Source organism: Pseudomonas sp. Ag1, from assembly GCF_000278565.1.
Lineage (GTDB): Bacteria > Pseudomonadota > Gammaproteobacteria > Pseudomonadales > Pseudomonadaceae > Aquipseudomonas.
In genome coordinates, this window is record NZ_AKVH01000113.1 from 297363 (window position 1) to 313237 (window position 15875).

Consider the following 15875-nt stretch of genomic DNA (forward strand, 5'->3'; position numbering starts at 1 on the left):
TCGGCGCCGGGGATGGACCCTTGATGTGCCGGAATAAGTGCCGTGGGAAAACGTCCGAAAGCCGCGAAGGCCAAGGCGTTTCACGCGAATGCACATAATAAAGGAGATTCACCCCATGAGGAAATCGCTACTCGTCTTGCTGCTGTGGGCCCAGGCCGTTGTTGGCCAGGTTCCCGAGAGCTATCCACAGGCCGGCCAACCGTTGCTGCTTCATACGCAGCAGGCCATCCAGCGCTTTTTACTGCACAACCGCATTCTCGATACCCCCCAGGAACTGGAGCACGCTCCCTATATTGTTGCAGCAGATGCCGGACGAGTATTGGGCGCCGATGGCGAGCGTATTTATGCGCGAGGTGCCCTGGACCCTACCGCCGAAAGCTACGGGATCTTCCGTCGCGGCAAGGCCTATACCGACCCGCAAAGCCAGGAATTGCTGGGTATCAACGTCGACGACATTGGCACCGCACGTTTTGTGACGGTGGGCGATGTCAGCACGTTGGGTGTGCGGCGCGTCACCCAGGAGGTGCGTCCCGGGGATCGTTTGCTCAGCCAGCAAGCGCCCACCGACCTCGCCAGCCTGGTGATTCAGATGCCTGCTCGCGCCACTGCCGGGCACATCATCGACGTGCCACGGGGCGTGACGCAGATCGGCGTGCTGGACGCGGTGACGCTGAACAAGGGCCGTCGTGACGGCCTGACGGAAGGCCATTTGCTGGCCGTGGTGAAAACCGGGGAAACCGTTCGGGACCGAGTGACCGGTGCTCCGGTGAAGATGCCCGACGAGCCGGCCGGGACGCTATTGGTGTTCCGCACCTACGAAAAGCTCAGCTACGGCCTGGTGCTCAGCGCGTCGCGTTCGCTGGCGGTAATGGACCGTTTTGAGGCGCCTGAACGAAGACAATAATTAGGTTGCTAAATAAGTTACCAACAGAGTTATCCACAGCTTGTTCCGATCAAGGACGATCATATGTTACCGACGAATGACCGTGAAATTTCCCCGGCAGAACTGGAAGCCCGACTACGCTTGCACAGGCTGCCGGAACTGGGTCCCAAGGGCTTTAAAAAACTTATCGAGGCCTTTGGTTCTGCGTCAAAAGCCATCAGCGCACCGGCCAGTGCCTGGCGCTCCCTGGGGCTCAAGGTGGCCAGCGCCGATGCCCGGCGTTGCGAGGAAGTACGTGATGGTGCCAGTGCGGCATTGGCCTGGTTGGAGCGTCCGGCCCAGCATTTGCTGATGTGGGACCAACCTGACTACCCGGCATTGCTTGCAGAATTGGATGACGCACCCCCGCTATTATTCGTCGCCGGCAACCCGGCGATTCTGGAGAAACCGCAGCTGGCGATGGTCGGCAGCCGTCGCGCCTCCAGGCCAGGAATGGATACCGCCGCCGCGTTTTCCCGCAGCCTGGCGAGTGCCGGTTTTGTCATCACCAGTGGCCTTGCCCTGGGTATCGACGGTGCTGCTCACCAGGCGGCTTTGGATGTTGGTGGACATACAATCGGCGTGCTGGGCACCGGGCTCGAAAATTTTTATCCACAGCGCCATCGACGCTTGGCCGAGGCGATGATTGCCCAAGGCAGCGCCGTGGTTTCCGAGTTTCCGTTGGACGCCGCGCCCCAGGCCGGCAACTTCCCGCGCCGCAACCGTATTATCAGTGGCCTGTCGCTTGGGGTACTGGTGGTGGAGGCCAGCATGGCCAGCGGTTCGCTGATCACCGCGCGGCTGGCGGCGGAGCAAGGGCGCGAGGTATACGCCATCCCCGGCTCCATCCATCACCCCGGGGCCAAAGGCTGCCATCAACTGATCCGCGATGGCGCGGTGCTGGTGGAAACCATCGAGCACATTCTCGAAAACCTGCGTGGCTGGCAGGCCCTCTCCCGCCCGGCGCCGATTGCGGTCAATCATCCGCTGGTGGCGCTGTTGCACGCGGCGCCCCACACCAGTGAAGCCCTGGCGATTGCCAGTGGCAGGGCCTTGTCCGAGGTGCTGGCCAGCCTGACGGAGCTGGAACTGGAAGGCCGGGTGATCTGCGAAAGCGGGCGCTGGCTTGCGCGCGGCTAGGTTTTGTAACGAAGATCGGTAAACTGCGCAGAGCTTTAGTCCGGAGAGTGAGTAATGGTCAACAGGTGGCGTGTGCGAGAAGCCGCACGAGAAATTCGCGCAGGCGCAGTGATTGCCTATCCAACCGAGGCGGTCTGGGGCCTGGGCTGTGACCCTTGGAACGAAGAAGCGGTGGATCGGTTGCTGGCGATCAAGGGCCGGTCTGTGGATAAGGGGCTGATCCTGATTGCCGACAATATCCGTCAGTTCGATTTTCTCTTCGAAGACTTTCCCGATGAGTGGATGGACCGCATGGCCAGTACCTGGCCTGGTCCGAATACGTGGCTGGTGCCCCATCAGGACTTGCTGCCCGAGTGGATTACCGGGGTGCATGACACGGTGGCGTTGCGGGTGACTGATCATCCGCAAGTGCGGGATCTGTGCTCGCTCGTCGGGCCACTGATTTCCACCTCGGCCAACCCGCAGGGCCGCCCGGCGGCGCGCACGCGGATTCGTGTGGAGCAGTATTTCCGTGGGCAGGTGGATCTGGTATTGGGTGGGAATCTGGGGGGGCGCAAGAACCCGAGTCTGATTCGGGATCTGGCGACGGGTGAGGTTGTGCGGCCTTCCTGAGACCGAGCCGCCTGCTTTCGCGAGCAAGCCCGCTCCCACATTTGACCGAGTCCAACTTTTGGAACGCGGACAAATGTGGGAGCGGCGGTGCGACGATTCGACTTGCTCGCGAAGAGGCCCTCAAAGCCGCTGAAAATCCAACGCCCTATGGCAGCAGAATGGTCGACCCAGTCGTGCGCCGCGCCGACAACTCTGCCTGAGCCTTCGCCGCATCCCCCAACGAAAACCGTTGGTTAATATCAATCTGCAGCTTCCCGCTGATGATCATCGAAAACAGATCATCCGCCATCGCCTGCAGGTTTTCCGGGTTGTTGGCATAGGTCGCCAATGTCGGCCGGGTCACATACAGCGAGCCCTTGGCCGCCAGAATCCCCAGGTTGACCCCATCCACCGCCCCCGAAGCATTACCGAAACTCACCACCAATCCGCGTGGCGCGACGCTGTCCAGCGAGGTGAGCCAGGTGTCCTTGCCTACGCCGTCGTACACCACTGGGCACTTCTTGCCGTCAGTCAATTCCAGCACGCGTTGTGCGACATTTTCCTTGCTGTAGTCGATGGTTTCCCAGGCGCCGAGGGATTTGGCCAGCGCGGCTTTTTCCGGCGAACTCACGGTACCGATCAGCTTCACGCCCAGGGCCTTGGCCCATTGGCAAGCCAGGGAGCCGACGCCACCGGCAGCGGCGTGGAACAGAATGGTTTCGCCGCCCTTCAACTCATAGGTCTGGCGCAACAGGTACTGCACCGTCAGGCCCTTGAGCATCGCGCCGGCGGCCTGTTCGAAGCTGATGTCGTCCGGCAGGTGCACCAGGTTGGCAGCCGGCAACACATGCAATTCGCTGTAGGCGCCCAGCGGGCCGCTGCCGTAGGCCACGCGATCGCCGACCTTGAATTGAGTGACTTCGCTGCCCACCGCATCAACCACGCCGGCTCCTTCCGCGCCCAGGCCCGACGGCAAGGCCGGTGGTGCATACAGGCCGCTGCGGAAATAGGTGTCGATGAAGTTCAGGCCAATGGCCTTGTTCTGCACGCGAACCTGCTGCGGGCCGGGTTCTGCCGGGGTGTAGTCCACATACTCAAGCACTTCGGGGCCGCCATGGGCACGGAACTGGATACGTTTGGCCATCTGCACTCTCCTTAAGTCATTTCGCGTAGCCCCCTATCGGACTCCTAAGCTTGATCTTCGTCAACTGTGGCAGCAGTGGGTGCAGTGGTATCCTGTGCGCCCATTTGCCGCCGATGCCCAATGGCCTCGTGTAGCGTTGCCCGATTCAAGGTGATGTCATGACTACCCGCACCGAGGCTGTCAAAGCCTACCTGCTTGACCTGCAAGACCGCATTTGCAGCGCCCTGGAAACCTTCGAGACGGACACTCGCTTCATCGAAGACGCCTGGACCCGGCCTGCCGGCGGCGGCGGTCGCACCCGTGTGATCGAAAACGGTTCGGTAATCGAGAAGGGCGGCGTTAACTTTTCCCACGTGTTTGGCAGCGGCCTCCCACCGTCCGCCAGTGCCCATCGCCCGGAATTGGCCGGTCGCGGTTTTGAGGCCCTCGGCGTGTCGCTGGTGATCCACCCGCACAACCCGCATGTGCCGACTTCCCACGCCAATGTGCGTTTTTTCATCGCTGAAAAAGAAGGCGAAGAGCCGGTGTGGTGGTTTGGCGGCGGCTTCGACCTGACGCCCTACTACGGCAACGAAGAAGACTGCATCCACTGGCACCGCGTCGCCGAACAGGCCTGCGCGCCGTTTGGCCCGGACGTTTATTCACGCTACAAGGCCTGGTGCGACACCTACTTCCACATCAAGCACCGCAACGAACCGCGGGGCATCGGCGGTTTGTTCTTCGATGATTTGAACGAGTGGGACTTCGACACCAGTTTCGCCTTCATGCGCGCCATTGGCGACGCCTACATTGACGCCTACCTGCCAATCGTCCAGCGCCGCAAGGCCATGGCCTATACCGAGCAGCAGCGCGAATTCCAGGAATTCCGCCGTGGCCGCTACGTCGAATTCAACCTGGTCTACGACCGTGGCACTTTGTTTGGCCTGCAATCGGGCGGGCGTACCGAGTCGATCCTGATGTCGCTGCCACCCCAAGTGCGCTGGAGCTATGACTGGAAAGCCGCCCCCGACAGCGAAGAAGCGCGCCTAACCGACTACTTCCTGCAAGACCGCGACTGGCTGGGTGTGCTGCCCAAGGCGGCGGTCTGATGGATCGTTATGTCGTCTTCGGCAACCCCATCGGCCACAGCAAGTCGCCGCTGATTCACCGTCTGTTCGCCGAACAGACCGGCGAGCAACTGGACTACAGCACCTTGCTCGCGCCGTTGGAGGATTTCACCGGCTGTGCAAAAGCATTTTTCGCACAAGGCCGTGGCGCCAACGTCACCGTACCGTTCAAGGAAGAGGCCTATCGCCTGGCCAATACCCTGACCGAACGCGCCCAACGGGCCGGCGCGGTGAATACCCTGAGCAAGCTCGGCGATGGCAGCCTGTTGGGAGACAACACCGACGGCGCCGGCCTGGTGCGGGATTTGACGGTGAATGCCGGGTTCAGCCTGCAAGGCAAACGCATCCTGCTGCTGGGCGCCGGTGGTGCGGTGCGCGGCGCGTTGGAGCCATTGCTGGCTGAGCAGCCGGCTTCGCTGATCATTGCCAATCGCACCGTGGAAAAAGCCGAATTGCTCGCCGAGCTGTTCGACGATCTCGGCCCGGTGTCCGCCAGCGGTTTCGACTGGCTGCGTGAACCGGTGGATCTGATCATCAATGCCACGTCCGCCAGCCTGTCAGGCGATGTACCGCCGATTGCCGGCAGCCTGATCGAACCCGGAAAGACTTTTTGCTACGACATGATGTACGGCAAAGAGCCTACGGCTTTCTGCCGCTGGGCCGGTGAGCAGGGCGCGGCGGTGGCAATGGATGGCCTGGGGATGCTGGTGGAACAGGCCGCGGAAGCGTTCTTCCTGTGGCGCGGCGTTCGACCGGACTCCGCGCCGGTGCTGGCTGAATTGCGTAGCCAACTGGCCTGACGCAATCCAAATGTGGGAGCGGGCTTGCTCGCGAATGCGGTGGATCAGTCGATACATACGGCGACTGTCACACCGCATTCGCGAGCAAGCCCGCTCCCACAGTTTTAACCGCATTCAGTCTTCGAAATGGATGGGGCATTGGTCGGCCCCTTCCAGTTTCTTCAGCTCTTCCACCACCTGCGGCCGGGCCTTGCGCAACGCCAGGCTGCGCCCCACTCCATTCAATCGGCGCGCTTCCTGGTGCAGCATCTCCACCCCGGAATAGTCGATGAAGTTGATCTGCTGCGCCTCGATCACCACCCGCTGGCCGTGCAGGCTTTGCAGCCGCACCTGCAGGTAATGGCTGGCGCCGAAAAAGATCGACCCGCCGACCCGCAGCACATCGTCCTCTCCGTCACGCCATTGCTGGACCCGCGGCTGTGAGGTGCGCTTGAGGTAGAAAAACAGCGACGCCAGCACCCCGGCGTAAATGGCCGTTTGCAACTCCAGCAACAGCGTGGCGATGCAGGTCAGGCTCATCACCACGAACTCTGCGCGGCTGACCCGGAACAGCGCCCGAATACCGCGATGGTCGACCAACCCCCAGCAAATCAGCAGGATGCTGGCGGCCATGCTCGGGATCGGGATATGCGCGATCAATGCCGCACCGAACAGCGCGAACAACGCCACCCACAATGCGGAAAACACCCCCGCCAGCGGCGAACAGGCGCCTGCCTCATAACTCAGGCCCGACCGTGTGAAGGAACCCGCCGACAAGTACCCGGAGAAAAATCCGCCGACGATGTTGGATAAACCCTGGGCGCGCACTTCCTGATTTGCATCGAGCAATTGTTGGGAGCGGGCCGACAGTGAGCGCGCAATCGACAGGCTGGTCACCAGCCCCAGCATGCCCACCGCCACGGCACTCGGCAGCAGGCGCAGGACCATGTCCAGGTCCATCGGCAGCGGGCTGAACGGTGGCAGCTTGCCGACAAATGAACTGACCCGCGCCACCTCCCCGAACATCGTCGGCCACAGCCACGGGATGAGGCTGCCCAGGGCCAGCGCGATCAACAGGGTTGGCCAGCGCGGTACCCAGAGTTTCAGCAGCACCCCCACCAGCAAGGTGCCGAGCCCGAGCACCAGTGAAGGACGATTCCACTCCCCGGCATGGTTGATCAGCGCCAGCAGACTGTTGATCGCCGTGGCCTGGCTGGGCAGGTCCAGCCCCAGCAGGTTGGGCAGTTGGCCCAGGGCGATCACCACCGCAGCGCCGAGGGTGAAGCCGAGCACCACTGAATGCGAGACGAAATTCACCAGGGCGCCGAAGCGCAGCATACCCAACAGCCATTGGAAGACGCCGGCCAGGAATGTCAGCAACAGGATGAGTGTGATGTAGTCCTGGGAGCCGGGCACGGCCAACGGGCTGACGCTGGCGTAGAGCACGATAGAGATGGCTGCCGTGGGGCCGCAGATCAGGTGCCAGGAAGAGCCCCACAAGCAGGCGATCAATACCGGGATGATCGCGGCGTACAGGCCGTACTCCGGTGGGAGACCGGCGATCAGCGCGTAGGCAATGGACTGGGGTAATGCCAGGACTGCACCGCTCAGGCCGACGACCGCGTCCCTTCCGACGCTGGCGCGGGTTTGGCGCGGGAGCCAGCTGAGGAAGGGAAAGAGTGTATGGCGGTTGGGCCAGGGCATTGGAAACTCGGTTGAAGAGGTTTGAATCAGAGTATCAGGCTCATGATGATCGTTCCCACGCTCTGCGTGGGAATGCCGTCTTGGACGCTCTGCGTCCGCTCTTGAGTCTTGACGCGCAGCGTCACCGGATGCGTTCCCACGCAGAGCGTGGGAACGATCAGTGCATCAGAGTTTGGCTTTTACAGCGGCCAGTGCATCCTGGCCGTCCACGGTTTTAACCCCGTCCAGCCACTTGTCCAGCACCGCCGGGTTCGCCTTGATCCACGCCTTCGCCGCGTCCGCATTACTGACCTTCTTGTTCACCACCTCAGCCATGATGGCGTTCTCCATCTCCTGGGTGAAACTCAGGTTGGTCAGCAATTTCCCCACATTCGGGCACGCTTGTGCATAGCCCTTGCGGGTCAACGTATACACGCTGCCGGTGTCACCAAAGTACTTCTCCCCACCCTTGAGGTAATGCATCTTCAACTGCACGTTCATCGGGTGCGGCGTCCAGCCGAGGAAGGTCACGAACTTCTGCTTCTTCACCGCCCGGGACACTTCGGCCAGCATCGCCTGTTCACTGGACTCGATCAGCTTCCACTGGCCCAAGTCAAAGTCGTTCTTCTTGATGATTTCCTGCAACGAGAGATTCGCTGGCGCACCCGAACCGATGCCGTAGATCTTCTTGTCGAACTTGTCGGCAAACTTGTTCAGGTCGGCAAAGTCATGCACCCCGGCGTCCCAGACATAGTCCGGCACGGCCAGGGTGAATTCGGTACCGTCGAGGTTCTTCGCCAGTTGCACCACATCGCCATTGGCCACGAACTTGTCGTAGAAGCCTTGCTGCGCCGGCATCCAGTTACCCAGGAACACATCCACCTGGCCGTCCTTGAGCCCGCCAAAGGTGATCGGCACCGCAAGGGTGTCGACCTTGGCCTTGTAGCCCATGCCGTTCAACAGGAAACCGGTAATGGCATTGGTGGCGGCGATATCGCTCCAGCCCGGATCGGCCATCTTCACGGTGTCGCAGCTGGTGTCCGCGTAGGCGCCGGCACTGCTCAATGCCAGCAGCGCAACGCTCAACACGGTGGATAACTTTTGCATGGCCTTCCCCTCAGTTTTATTGGTTTTGGCAGGGTTGTGGAAAACGTGCCTTGCGCTCCAGATCGTCGAGGTCGATGTGGTTGCGCATGTATTGCTGACTGGCGTCTACCAGTGGCTGGTGGTCCCAGCTCTTCAGCTTGCCCTGGGTCAGCGCCTCGAACACCAGGCGGCGACGGCGTTGGCTGGCGAGCACCTGCTGGTGGATCGCCGGGATGTCCCATTTGGCCCGCGCTTCATGCAAAAACGCCTCGAACAGTGGCCGGTGTTCCGGTGACTGGCTGAGGTCCTCCCGCTCGTGCGGGTCGTTGTGCACATCGAACAATAGGCAAGGATCGTCCTCGCTGTAGATGAACTTGTAGGCGCCACGGCGAATCATCATCAGCGGGCTGATGGTGCCCTCGGCCATGTACTCACCGAACACTTCGTCGTGCCCGCCCTGCCCTTGCAGGTGAGACACCAGCGAGCGGCCGTCCAGCGCCAGCCTCGGGTCCAGCTCGCCGCCGGCCAGTTCCACCAGGGTAGGCAGCAGGTCGGCGGTGGACACGGCGGCGGTCACCCGGCCGGCCGCAAACTGCCCCGGCGCGCTGATCAGCAGCGGCACCCGGGCGGCCATTTCAAACCAGTGCATTTTGTACCAGAGCCCGCGTTCGCCGAGCATGTCGCCGTGGTCGCCGGAGAAGATGATGATGGTGTCGTCGGCCAGGCCCGTGTCTTCCAGGGTTTGCAGCAGCTTGCCGACGTTGCTGTCGATGTAGCTGCACGCGCCGAAGTAAGCGCGGCGTGCATCGCGGATCTTGTTCAGCGGCAGCGGCTTGTCCCACAGGTCATAGACCTTGAGCAGGCGCTGGGAGTGAGGGTCGAGGTCAGCCTGTGGCGGTGTTGCAGGCAGCGGGATGTCGTTGTCGTCGTACAGGTCCCAGAACGGTTTGGGAATGGTGTAAGGGTCGTGTGGGTGCGTCATCGACACGGTCAGGCAGAACGGCTGGTCGCCATCCTCGCGGATATGGTCGAACAGGTACTGCTGGGCCTTGAACACCACCTCTTCGTCGAAATCCAGCTGGTTGGTGCGCACGCACGGCCCGGCCTGCAGCACCGACGCCATGTTGTGGTACCAGGAGGGGCGCACGTCCGGCTCATCCCAGTTCACGGCCCAGCCATAGTCGGCCGGGTAGATGTCACTGGTCAGGCGTTCTTCATAGCCGTGGAGCTGGTCGGGGCCGCAAAAATGCATCTTGCCCGACAGCGCGGTGCGGTAGCCGAGGCGGCGCAGGTAGTGGGCATAGGTCGGCACGTCGGCGGGGAAATCGGCCGCGTTGTCGTAGGCGCCGATCTTGCTCGGCAACTGCCCACTCACCAGGGTAAAGCGCGATGGCGCACACAGCGGGCTGTTGCAATAGGCGGCATCGAACACCACACCCTCGGCGGCGAGACGGCTCAGGTTCGGCAGTTTGATAGGCGAAGGACCGTAGAACGGAAGCATCGGCGCGGCCATTTGATCGGCCATGATAAAAAGAATGTTCTTGCGCTTCATGGTTTCGCGGCATTCCATAGTCGATGTTTATGCGAATGAGCATGCAGGCCATGGAAATCGTGGTAAAGCCCATGAGAAGCAATGTCTAGGATAAGCCCAGCTTATGTATGAATCCCTCGGTCACCTGTCACTCGACCTGCTGCGTGCCTTTGAATCCGCAGCGCGCCAACGCAGCTTTACGGCAGCGGCGATGGAGTTGGGCACCACCCAGCCGGCCATCAGCCAGCAGATCAAGCGCCTGGAAGAACAGCTGAAGGTGCGCCTGTTTGATCGCATCTACCGTGGCATCGAGCTGACCGACGCGGGCGCCTTGTTATTCGAGCAGGTACAGGCCGGTTTGCAGAGCATCAACCAGGGCCTGAGCGCGATTGCCGAGCAGGACCAGCATGAAGTCCTGCAGGTGGCGACCGACTTTGCCTTCGCCGCGTATTGGCTGATGCCACGCCTGCATCGTTTCCATGAAGCCAACCCGCAGGTGGACGTGAGCCTGGTCACCAGCGAGCGTAACCACGCCACGTTGCGCAGCGATATCGACGTAGCGGTGCTGTTCGGTGACGGCCGCTTCAAACAGGGCGACAGCCTGTGGCTGTTCAACGAGGAAGTGTTCCCGGTGTGCAGCCCGCAGCTACTCCAGGACCGAGTCGCGCCACTGTCGGTGCAGAGCCTGCTGGAGTTCCCCTTGCTGCACCTGCGCCAGCAAAACAACAACCAGTGGTTCGACTGGAGCGGGGTGTTTCGCGAACTGGGCATCACCACCGCGCCCACCCCGGGCCAACTGCGTTTCGACAATTACACGCTGTTGATCCAGGCCGCGATCGCGGGCCAGGGCGTGGCCATCGGCTGGCGTCACCTTGTGGATAACCTGCTGGAGCAAAAATGGCTGTGCCGGCCGATTGGCGACACGGTGATCTCGCGCTTCGGCTATTACGTGGTGCTGCCCCAGCGCAAACGCCGCAGCCAGTTGATCGAGCGTTTCGTCGACTGGCTGATGACCGAACAGGCCAGCAGCGCACAATCGCTGACCGGTCTGGCCCTGCCGTCCATTGCGGTCTAGGATTTGCCGATCAATGAGCCCGGAGCCTGTCATGCAACGTATCAAGGGCTACCACGCCCATATCTATTTCGACGCCAACACCATCAACCAGGCGCGCAAACTCTGCGAAGACGCCGCGCAATTGTTTCCGCTGCGCATGGGCCGCGTGCATGAACGCCCGGTGGGCCCGCACCCGGACTGGAGCTGCCAGCTGGCATTCGAACCTGAATACATCGGCGTCGTGCTGCCTTGGCTGGCCCTCAACCGCAACGGCCTGGTGGTGTTCCTGCACCCGACCACCGGTGATGACCTCAAGGACCACACCGAACACGCGATCTGGATGGGGGCGATGCGCACGCTGGATCTGTCAATATTTTAAATCTTCAATTTCCCTATATATGGGACTGATATTTATATATTGAGACTTTGCCGGTCTTGGGTTTATATTCCCCTCATCCGCTCAAAACACTCAGGTGAAGCGATGCAGGCGCAATTGATCGCGCTCGATTGGGGAACCAGTTCCCTTCGTGCTTACAAGCTCGGCCCGGCAGGCGTCGTGATCGAACGGCGCACCTTGGCGTCGGGGATCATGCACCTGCCGACTGAAGCCCGGGAAATAGCCGGTGTTCGCTGCAGCAACGGGTTCGAGCTGGCATTCGACGCAGCCTGCGGTGACTGGCTCGACACCCAGCCCGACCTTCCCGTTATCGCTTGCGGCATGGTCGGCAGCGCCCAGGGCTGGAGCGAAGCGGCTTACCGCGACACCCCGGCCGACGTTTCTACCCTCGGCCAGGCGCTGCATGTGGTGCGCAGCCTGCGGGGCGCAGCGGTGCACATCGTGCCCGGCGTGATTCAACGCGGCGCGTTGCCCAATGTGATGCGCGGTGAAGAAACCCAGGTGCTCGGCGTGCTGCAAAGCCTGGCTGCCCATACCGGGCGCGACGTATTGATCGGCCTGCCGGGCAGCCATTCCAAGTGGGTGGAGGTGGTGGAAGGCTGCATCACTCACTTCGATACTTTCATGACCGGCGAGCTGTTCGCCGTGCTCAGTCAACACAGCATTCTGGGGCGCACCCAGCGCCCTTCCGAACAGTTCCAGGTGGCCGCTTTTGATCGCGGTGTTCAGGTTGCGCTGTCGGCAGACGGCCAAACGGGCCTGTTGTCGAACTTGTTCAGCGCACGCTCCCTGGGATTGACCGGCGAGCTGGCGCCTGACGAGCAACCGGACTATCTGTCCGGGCTGTTGATCGGCCACGAACTGACCGGCCTGCGCACTCGCAAGCCCAGCCAGCAGCGCGACATCGTCCTGGTCGGCACACCCCAACTCTGCACCCGCTACCAGCGTGCACTCCAACTCTGTGGCTTCCCCCACGTGACCCTGGCGCAGGAGGCTACCGAGCGTGGCCTTTGGCAGCTGGCCATGGCGGCGGGGCTGCTGCCTGCAACCTGACGAGAGGCCCGACATGCTCAAGCAAGCACTGACACACAACGGTTTGATCGCGATCCTGCGCGGCCTGCGACCGGAGGAGGCGCTGGCGATCGGCGAGGTGTTGTACACGGCGGGCTTCAGGGTGATCGAAGTGCCGCTTAACTCGCCGGATCCTTATTCCAGCATCCGCATCCTGCGGGACGGCATGCCCGCCGATTGCCTGATCGGCGCCGGCACCGTGCTGACCCCGGAACAGGTCGATCAAGTCAAAGCCGCCGGCGGCCAGGTGATCGTCATGCCCCATAGCGATGCCAAGGTGCTGCGGGCCGCCAAGGCCGCGGACCTGTATCTGTCGCCGGGTGTGGCCACGCCCACCGAAGCGTTCGCCGCGCTGGCCGAAGGCGCCGACGTGCTGAAGCTGTTCCCGGCCGAGCAAATGGGCCCGGCGGTGGTCAAGGCCTGGCTCGCGGTACTGCCCGCCGGCACCGTGCTGCTGCCGGTGGGCGGCATCACCCCGGACAACATGCAGGTATTTTTCGACGCGGGCGTCAAGGGCTTCGGCCTGGGCTCCGGGTTATTCAAGCCGGGCATGAGCGTCGCCCAAGTGGCGAGCAACGCCCAGGCCTACGTCGCCGCCTGGCATGCCTTGGGCTGATCAGCGTTCTCCATCTACAAGAGAGATAAGAAGATGAAAATCACCAAACTGACCACCTTCATCGTCCCGCCGCGCTGGTGCTTCCTCAAGGTTGAAACCGACCAGGGCGTGACCGGTTGGGGCGAGCCCGTTGTCGAGGGCCGCGCCCATACCGTGGCTGCCGCCGTCGAGGAATTGTCCGACTACTTGATCGGCAAGGACCCACGCAATATCGAAGACATCTGGACCGTGCTCTATCGCGGCGGTTTCTACCGTGGCGGCGCGATCCATATGAGCGCTCTCGCCGGTATCGACCAGGCGCTGTGGGACATCAAGGGCAAGGCCCTCGGCGTGTCGGTCAGCGACTTGCTGGGTGGCCAGGTGCGCGACAAGATCCGCGTGTATTCGTGGATCGGTGGCGACCGCCCGGCCGACACTGCCCGCGCCGCCAAGGAAGCCGTGGCCCGTGGTTTTACCGCGGTGAAAATGAACGGCACCGAAGAGCTGCAATTTCTCGACAGCTTCGAAAAAGTCGACCAGGCCCTGGCCAACGTCGCCGCCGTGCGGGATGCGGTCGGTCCGAACGTCGGCATCGGCGTCGACTTCCATGGCCGGGTGCACAAACCCATGGCCAAGGTGCTGATGAAGGAACTCGACCCCTACAAACTGATGTTTATCGAAGAACCGGTGCTCAGCGAAAACTACGAAGCGCTGAAAGAGCTGGCGCCGCTCACCAGCACCCCGATTGCCCTCGGCGAGCGCCTGTTCTCGCGCTGGGACTTCAAGCGCGTGCTCAGCGAAGGCTACGTCGACATCATCCAGCCGGATGCTTCCCACGCCGGCGGTATCACCGAAACCCGCAAGATTGCCAACATGGCCGAAGCCTACGACGTGGCCCTTGCCCTGCACTGCCCGCTCGGCCCGATTGCCCTGGCAGCGTGCCTGCAGCTGGATGCGGTTTGCTACAACGCGTTCATCCAGGAACAGAGCCTGGGCATTCACTACAACGAGAGCAATGACCTGCTGGATTACGTGCGCGATCCGGGTGTTTTCGACTACGACCAGGGTTTTGTGAAAATCCCCAATGGGCCAGGCCTGGGCATCGAGATCAACGAGGAATACGTGATCGAGCGCGCGGCCATCGGGCATCGCTGGCGCAATCCGATCTGGCGGCATGCCGACGGCAGTTTTGCGGAGTGGTAAACACCGCGAATTTGAGATGAAAACACGATCAATGTGGGAGCGGGCTTGCTCGCGAAGGCGGAGTGTCAGTCAACACCTCCGCTGCTGGTAGACCGCTTTCGCGAGCAAGCCCGCTCCCACATTTGATTCGGTTTCGTCAGTAAGACCTGTCCTCAATAACCATAAGAAGAGGCAACCCCCATGCAATCCGAGTCCTTCACCGGGCAGGCTTCTTTAGTCACGCCCAGCCGAAAGCGTTTCTTCATCATGGTGCTGCTGTTCATCACCGTGGTGATCAACTACCTGGACCGCAGCAACCTGTCGATTGCCGCTCCGGCCCTGACCAGCGAGCTGGGGATCGACCCGGTGCATGTCGGGCTGATCTTCTCCGCGTTCGGCTGGACCTACGCGGCCATGCAGATTCCCGGCGGCTGGCTGGTGGACCGGGTGCCGCCGCGCATTCTCTACAGCGTCGCCCTGCTGCTGTGGTCGGTGGCCACGGTGATGCTCGGTTTCGCCGCCAGCTTCATCGCGCTGTTCGTATTGCGCATGGCGGTGGGCGCCCTGGAGGCCCCGGCCTACCCGATCAACAGCCGCGTGGTCACCACCTGGTTCCCTGAGCGTGAGCGAGCCACGGCGATTGGCGTCTACACCTCCGGGCAGTTTGTCGGGCTGGCGTTTCTCACGCCGGTATTGGCCTGGCTGCAACACGCCTTTGGCTGGCACATGGTGTTTGTCGCCACCGGCGGCGTGGGCATTGTGTGGGCGTTGATCTGGTACGCGGTGTACCGCGAGCCACGGGATTTCAAAGGCGCGAATGCGGCGGAAATCGAGCTGATCCGCGAAGGCGGCGGGTTGGTGGACATCCAGGCGCAGGCGGCCAAGGCACCGTTCAGCTGGGTCGACCTCGGCATCGTGTTGAGCAAGCGCAAACTGTGGGGGATCTACTTGGGGCAGTTCTGCCTGAATTCCACGTTGTGGTTTTTCCTGACGTGGTTTCCGACCTACCTGGTGAAATATCGCGGCATGGACTTCATCAAGTCCGGCCTGCTGGCGTCGCTGCCGTTTCTGGCGGCGTTTGTCGGGGTGCTGTGTTCGGGGCTGTTTTCCGATTGGCTGATTCGCCGGGGAGCGTCCGTGGGGTTTGCGCGCAAGTTGCCGATCATTGGCGGGCTGTTGATTTCCACGGCGATCATCGGCGCCAACTTTGTTGATTCCACGGCGTGGGTGATTGCGTTTCTGGCGGTGGCGTTTTTCGGCAATGGCCTGGCGTCGATCACCTGGTCGCTGGTGTCGACCCTGGCGCCGGCAAGGCTGCTGGGGCTGACCGGAGGGGTGTTCAACTTCATCGGCAATCTGTCGGCGATTACCACGCCGATCGTGATTGGCTTTCTGGCGACCGGGGATTCGTTTGCACCGGCGATTACGTACATTGCGGTGCTGGCGTTGTTGGGTGCGTTGTCCTACATCTTGTTGGTCGGCAAGGTCGAGCGTATAGAACTGTAGGAGCGAGCTTGCTCGCGAAAAACCTCAGAGCGCCGCGGGGTGTCAGATGCCCCGCGGTATCGTTAACGGTTTTCGCGAGCAAGCTCGC

General features: G+C 62.0%; 15 protein-coding genes and 1 pseudogene. 11 read left to right on the forward strand and 5 right to left on the reverse strand.

The annotated features are described in order from the left end of the window. Window positions 1–115 precede the first annotated feature (115 nt). From A462_RS00505 to A462_RS00495, 3 genes are all read left to right on the forward strand, one after another. Window positions 116–904 (forward strand): hypothetical protein, encoded by a 789-nt coding sequence (locus A462_RS00505; RefSeq protein WP_008439565.1) that lies wholly within the window; start codon window positions 116–118, stop codon window positions 902–904. A gap of 63 nt (window positions 905–967) precedes the next feature. Continuing rightward, complete coding sequence (gene dprA, locus A462_RS00500; protein ID WP_003213620.1) at window positions 968–2062, forward strand: DNA-processing protein DprA; 1095 nt, start codon at window positions 968–970, stop codon at window positions 2060–2062. Window positions 2063–2116: 54 nt separating this feature from the next. Continuing rightward, the gene (locus tag A462_RS00495) at window positions 2117–2674 is read left to right on the forward strand and encodes an L-threonylcarbamoyladenylate synthase (RefSeq protein ID WP_003213622.1); all 558 of its coding nucleotides are present in this window, start codon (window positions 2117–2119) and stop codon (window positions 2672–2674) included. Window positions 2675–2819: 145 nt separating this feature from the next. Here the strand turns inward: A462_RS00495 and A462_RS00490 are convergent, their stop codons facing one another. After that, window positions 2820–3797, reverse strand: coding sequence for an NADPH:quinone reductase (locus tag A462_RS00490; RefSeq protein WP_008439566.1), 978 nt, complete (start codon window positions 3795–3797; stop codon window positions 2820–2822). A 158-nt stretch (window positions 3798–3955) separates the two neighbouring features. Here A462_RS00490 and hemF point away from each other — a divergent pair, with 158 nt between their 5' ends. Then, the gene (gene hemF, locus A462_RS00485; RefSeq protein ID WP_003213625.1) at window positions 3956–4885 is read left to right on the forward strand and encodes an oxygen-dependent coproporphyrinogen oxidase; all 930 of its coding nucleotides are present in this window, start codon (window positions 3956–3958) and stop codon (window positions 4883–4885) included. Beyond that, entirely contained in the window at window positions 4885–5703 is an 819-nt protein-coding gene (gene aroE / locus A462_RS00480; RefSeq protein WP_003213626.1) for a shikimate dehydrogenase, read from the forward strand. The genes hemF and aroE overlap by 1 nt, the downstream gene beginning before the upstream one ends. A 114-nt stretch (window positions 5704–5817) precedes the next feature. On the opposite strand, the gene A462_RS00475 is transcribed toward aroE, so the two are convergent. The 3 genes from A462_RS00475 to betC form a co-directional block, all read right to left on the reverse strand. Further along, entirely contained in the window at window positions 5818–7386 is a 1569-nt protein-coding gene (locus A462_RS00475) for a SulP family inorganic anion transporter (RefSeq protein ID WP_003213628.1), read from the reverse strand. Between the two features lie 165 nt (window positions 7387–7551). Beyond that, window positions 7552–8472: a choline ABC transporter substrate-binding protein gene (choX, locus tag A462_RS00470; protein ID WP_008439569.1), complete on the reverse strand. Its 921-nt coding sequence runs from the start codon at window positions 8470–8472 to the stop codon at window positions 7552–7554. 16 nt (window positions 8473–8488) lie between these two features. Beyond that, complete coding sequence (gene betC, locus A462_RS00465) at window positions 8489–10003, reverse strand: choline-sulfatase (RefSeq protein ID WP_008439571.1); 1515 nt, start codon at window positions 10001–10003, stop codon at window positions 8489–8491. Between the two features lie 103 nt (window positions 10004–10106). Between betC and A462_RS00460 the strand changes: the two genes are divergently transcribed. The 6 genes from A462_RS00460 (at window position 10107) to A462_RS00435 (ending at window position 15787) form a co-directional block, all read left to right on the forward strand. After that, window positions 10107–11057 (forward strand): choline sulfate utilization transcriptional regulator, encoded by a 951-nt coding sequence (locus A462_RS00460; protein ID WP_008439576.1) that lies wholly within the window; start codon window positions 10107–10109, stop codon window positions 11055–11057. A gap of 31 nt (window positions 11058–11088) precedes the next feature. Continuing rightward, window positions 11089–11415 carry a DOPA 4,5-dioxygenase family protein gene (locus tag A462_RS00455; RefSeq protein ID WP_008439578.1) on the forward strand — a complete coding sequence of 109 codons (327 nt, stop codon included), beginning with the start codon at window positions 11089–11091 and terminating at the stop codon, window positions 11413–11415. A gap of 102 nt (window positions 11416–11517) precedes the next feature. Further along, complete coding sequence (locus A462_RS00450; protein WP_008439579.1) at window positions 11518–12486, forward strand: 2-dehydro-3-deoxygalactonokinase; 969 nt, start codon at window positions 11518–11520, stop codon at window positions 12484–12486. A gap of 13 nt (window positions 12487–12499) precedes the next feature. Continuing rightward, complete coding sequence (locus A462_RS00445) at window positions 12500–13120, forward strand: 2-dehydro-3-deoxy-6-phosphogalactonate aldolase (RefSeq protein ID WP_008439580.1); 621 nt, start codon at window positions 12500–12502, stop codon at window positions 13118–13120. Window positions 13121–13153: 33 nt separating this feature from the next. Next, complete coding sequence (gene dgoD / locus A462_RS00440) at window positions 13154–14302, forward strand: galactonate dehydratase (RefSeq protein ID WP_003213645.1); 1149 nt, start codon at window positions 13154–13156, stop codon at window positions 14300–14302. A 180-nt stretch (window positions 14303–14482) separates the two neighbouring features. Next, window positions 14483–15787 (forward strand): MFS transporter, encoded by a 1305-nt coding sequence (locus tag A462_RS00435; protein ID WP_008439581.1) that lies wholly within the window; start codon window positions 14483–14485, stop codon window positions 15785–15787. Here A462_RS00435 and A462_RS35030 read toward each other — a convergent pair. Then, window positions 15780–15869, reverse strand: a pseudogene (locus tag A462_RS35030) (outer membrane lipoprotein carrier protein LolA); the annotation flags it as partial. The gene A462_RS00435 and the pseudogene A462_RS35030 overlap by 8 nt on opposite strands. Window positions 15870–15875 lie beyond the last annotated feature (6 nt).